This window comes from Ruegeria sp. R14_0, from assembly GCF_017743975.1.
In the GTDB taxonomy this organism is placed as follows: domain Bacteria; phylum Pseudomonadota; class Alphaproteobacteria; order Rhodobacterales; family Rhodobacteraceae; genus Ruegeria.
Window position 1 is genome coordinate 1 of the sequence record NZ_JAGHRC010000019.1, and the last position, 4,413, is coordinate 4,413.

At 63.2% G+C, this 4,413-nt stretch carries 3 protein-coding genes; all 3 read left to right on the forward strand.

All coding sequences use genetic code 11. From position 1 onward, the window contains the following. A partial coding sequence (gcvT, locus tag J7416_RS22465; protein WP_209227921.1) for a glycine cleavage system aminomethyltransferase GcvT occupies nt 1-1,095 on the forward strand: 1,095 nt, incomplete at its 5' end. Nucleotides 1,096-1,112: 17 nt separating this feature from the next. Continuing rightward, nucleotides 1,113-1,478, forward strand: a complete 366-nt coding sequence (gene gcvH / locus J7416_RS22470; protein ID WP_209227923.1) for a glycine cleavage system protein GcvH — start codon at nt 1,113-1,115, stop codon at nt 1,476-1,478. Between the two features lie 113 nt (nt 1,479-1,591). Continuing rightward, on the forward strand, nt 1,592-4,413 hold a 2,822-nt coding region (gcvP, locus tag J7416_RS22475; RefSeq protein ID WP_209227925.1), incomplete at its 3' end, for an aminomethyl-transferring glycine dehydrogenase.

Consider the following 4,413-nt stretch of genomic DNA (forward strand, 5'->3'; position numbering starts at 1 on the left):
ATGACCGAATTGAAACGCACGCCATTGTACGACTTGCATGTTGAGTTGGGCGGTAAGCTGGTTGATTTTGCTGGGTGGGAGATGCCTGTTCAGTATCCTTTGGGGATTATGGGTGAGCATAAGCAGTGTCGAGAGAAGGCGGCGTTGTTTGATGTGTCTCACATGGGTCAGGTGCTCCTGCGGGGTGAGGATGTGGGTGAGAAGCTTGAAGCGCTTTGCCCGCAGGCCTATGCGACGCTGAAGGAAGGCAAGGCGCGGTACGGGTTCTTTACCAACGCGGATGGCGGGATCATGGATGACCTGATCGTGTCGAACGCGGGCGATCATTTCTTTGTGGTGGTGAACGCAGCGCTGCGCCATCAGGACATCCCGCATATGCGGGACAATCTGGACGGCGTTGAAGTGACCGAGATTTTCGACCGCGCGCTGGTCGCGGTCCAGGGCCCTGCGGCAGAAAACGTGGTGGGGGAACTCTGCCCTGCGGCCCGCGACCTGAAGTTCATGGAAACCACCGTGGCCGAGATCAACGGCGTCGAATGCCGCATCTCGCGTCTGGGCTATACCGGCGAGGACGGGTATGAGATCTCGATCCCCGAGGATAAGGCGATTGAGATCACCCGGGCGTTTCTGGCGCATGAGGATTGCGAGGCAGCCGGTCTGGGCGCGCGCGACAGCCTGCGGCTTGAGGCGGGTCTGTGCCTCTATGGCAATGACATCGACCAGACGACCTCGCCGATCGAGGCGTCGCTGAGCTGGGCGATCCAGAAGCGCCGCAAGGAAGAAGGCGGGTTCCCGGGCGCCGAACGGGTACAGAAGGAACTGGCCGAAGGTCCCGTCAAAAAGCTGGTCGGCATCAAACCCGACGGCCGCGCCCCGGCGCGTCAGGGCGTGGAAATCCAGTGCGCCGAGGGCAACACGATCGGCCAGATCACCTCGGGCGTGTTTGGCCCCACGGTCGGCGGACCGGTGGCGATGGGCTATGTGAGCAAGGGTCATGGTGAGCCGGGCGAGGTGGTGAACCTGATCATCCGGGGCAAGGCGCAACCGGCGCAGATCGTGGCGCTGCCCTTCGTCACCCAGAATTACAAGCGTTGAAGTCAGGAGAGAGAGACATGGCAACCTATTATTCCGAAGAGCATGAATGGCTGGCTGTTGAGGGCGACACCGCCACGCTGGGCATCACCGCGCACGCGGCCGAACAGCTGGGCGACGTGGTCTTCGTCGAGCAGCAAGAGGTCGGGGACGAGTTCGAGAAAGACGGCGAGATCGGCGTGATCGAATCCGTCAAGGCCGCCTCCGAGCTTTACGCCCCGGTCGATGGCGAGATCACAGAAGTGAACGAAGCGCTGGCCGACAATCCCGGCGCGCTGAACGAAGACCCCGAGGGCGAGGCCTGGATCTACAAGATCAAGATCAGCGATGCATCGCAACTCGAAGACCTGATGGACGAAGCCGGCTACAAGGCCTTCATCGGCTAAACGGCTACGGAGCCCTGTTTCTGGGGCACCGGCCGCTTCATCTTTTTCCAAATACTCCCGCCGGAGGCTCCCGCAGTCTCCGCCGGGCCTGACCTATTCATGGGAGCGCAACGATGGCCTTCAAACTGACCGACTACGAAGCCTATGACTTCGCCAACCGCCGCCATATCGGGCCCAGCCCGGCCGAGATGCGCGACATGCTCAAGGTGATCGGCTTCAAGACACTGGACCAGCTAATCGACGCCACGGTCCCGCCTGCGATCCGCCAGAAGGATCCGCTGGACTGGGGTCCGGCGATGACAGAGCGTGATGCGCTGTTCCACATGAAAGAGGTGGCGAGCAAGAACAAAGTTCTGACCTCGCTGATCGGTCAGGGCTATTATGGCACCACGACACCGGCACCGATCCTGCGCAACATCCTGGAAAACCCGGCCTGGTACACGGCCTATACGCCCTATCAGCCCGAGATCAGCCAGGGCCGGCTTGAGGCGCTGTTGAACTTCCAGACCATGGTCAGCGACCTGACCGGGCTGGACGTGGCCAACGCCTCGCTGCTGGACGAAGCCACCGCAGCCGCTGAGGCCATGGCGATGGCCAAGCGCGGCGGCCGGTCCAAGGCCAATAACGCGGCCTTCTTCGTGGACAAGAACTGCCACCCGCAGACCATCGCGGTGATCAAGACCCGGGCTGAACCTCTGGGCATCGACGTTCAGGTCGCCGATCCGGACAGCCTCGACGCGGGTGCGGTCTTTGGCGCGATCTTCCAGTATCCCGGCACCCATGGCCATGTGCGCGACTTCACCAAGGAAATCGCAGCCCTGCATGAACACAAAGCGATTGCCATCGTCGCCGCCGACATCCTGTCACTGGCGCTGCTGAAGTCACCGGGCGAGATGGGCGCGGATATCGCCATCGGCTCGACCCAGCGCTTTGGCGTGCCGATGGGCTATGGCGGGCCGCACGCCGCCTACATGGCGACCACCGACAAGCTGAAGCGCGCGATGCCCGGCCGGATCATCGGTGTGTCGATCGACAGCCGCGGCAACAAGGCCTACCGCCTGGCGCTGCAAACCCGTGAACAGCATATCCGCCGCGAGAAAGCCAACTCGAACGTCTGCACCGCGCAGGCGCTGCTGGCTGTCATTGCCTCGATGTACGCGGTCTATCACGGCCCCGATGGTATCAAGGCCATCGCGCAATCGGTGCACCGCAAGACCTCGCGCCTGGCTGCTGGCCTGGAAGAGGCGGGCTTCTCGGTCGAGCCGGAAGTGTTCTTCGACACCATCACGGTCGAGGTCGGCCATCTGCAAAAGACGGTCATGGAAGCCGCCGTGGCGCGTGGCGTCAACCTGCGCAAGGTCGGCGACACCAAGGTGGGCATCAGCCTGGACGAACAGACCCGGCCCGAGACCATCGAAGCCGTCTGGGGGGCCTTTGGCATCGACAAGACAGACGACAGTTCCAACGTCGCCTACCGCCTGCCGGATTACGCCCTGCGCGAGACGCCTTATCTGACCCACGAGATCTTCCACAAGAACCGGGCCGAGGCCGAGATGACCCGCTATATGCGCCGTCTGGCCGACCGCGACCTGGCGCTGGATCGGGCGATGATCCCGCTGGGCTCCTGCACCATGAAGCTGAACGCCACGATTGAGATGATCCCGGTCACCTGGCCCGAGTTCGGCAATCTGCACCCGTTCTGCCCGGAAGACCAGGCGCAGGGCTATCACGAGATGATTGCGGATCTGAACGACAAGCTGTGCCAGATCACCGGCTATGACGCGATCTCCCAGCAACCCAACTCGGGCGCGCAGGGCGAATACGCAGGCCTGCTGACCATCCGCAACTATCACTTCGCCCGCGGCGAAGGGCATCGAAATGTCTGCCTGATCCCGACCTCGGCGCACGGAACCAACCCGGCCTCGGCCCAGATGGTGGGCTGGCAGGTTGTGCCGGTGCAGGCGGATGAGAATGGCAACATTGATCTGAACGACTTCCGCGCCAAGGCCGAGAAGCACTCGGATCATCTGGCCGGTTGCATGATCACCTATCCCTCGACCCATGGCGTGTTCGAGACCACCGTGCAGGAGGTCTGCCAGATCACCCATGATCACGGCGGACAGGTCTATATCGACGGCGCCAACATGAACGCCATGGTCGGCCTGTCGCGCCCCGGTGACATCGGTGGCGATGTCAGCCACCTGAACCTGCACAAGACCTTCTGCATCCCGCATGGCGGCGGCGGCCCCGGCATGGGCCCGATCGGCGTCAAGGCGCACCTGACCGAGCACCTGCCCGGCCACCCGGAATACGGCACCGCCGTGGGTCCGGTCTCGGCAGCGCCCTTCGGGTCTCCGTCCATTCTGCCGGTCAGCTGGGCCTATGTGCTGCTGATGGGTGGCGCGGGTCTGACCCAGGCAACCAAAGTGGCGATCCTGAACGCCAACTACATCGCCGCGCGTCTGCAGGATGCCTATCCGATCCTCTACACCTCTGAGACCGGCCGGGTGGCGCATGAATGCATCCTCGACACAAGACCGCTGGACGAGGCGGCACATGTGACCGTGGATGACGTCGCCAAGCGTCTGGTCGACTCAGGCTTCCACGCGCCCACCATGTCCTGGCCGGTGGCCGGCACCCTGATGGTGGAGCCCACCGAGTCCGAACCCAAGGACGAGCTGGACCGCTTCTGCGACGCCATGCTGTCCATCCGGGCCGAGGCGCAGGACATCATCGACGGCAAGATCGACGCGGAAAACAACCCGCTGAAAAACGCCCCCCACACGGTGCGCGATCTGGTCGGCGACTGGGACCGCCCCTACACCCGCGAACAGGCCTGCTTCCCCCCAGGCTCCATGGGCGTCGACAAATACTGGTCCCCCGTCAACCGCGTCGACAACGCATACGGAGACAGAAACCTCATCTGCACATGCCC

Bases quoted from the DNA above. Each gene is read 5' to 3' on its own strand.
- gcvH (WP_209227923.1), top strand. From the start codon at position 1,113: ATGGCAACCTATTATTCCGAAGAGCATGAATGGCTGGCTGTTGAGGGC.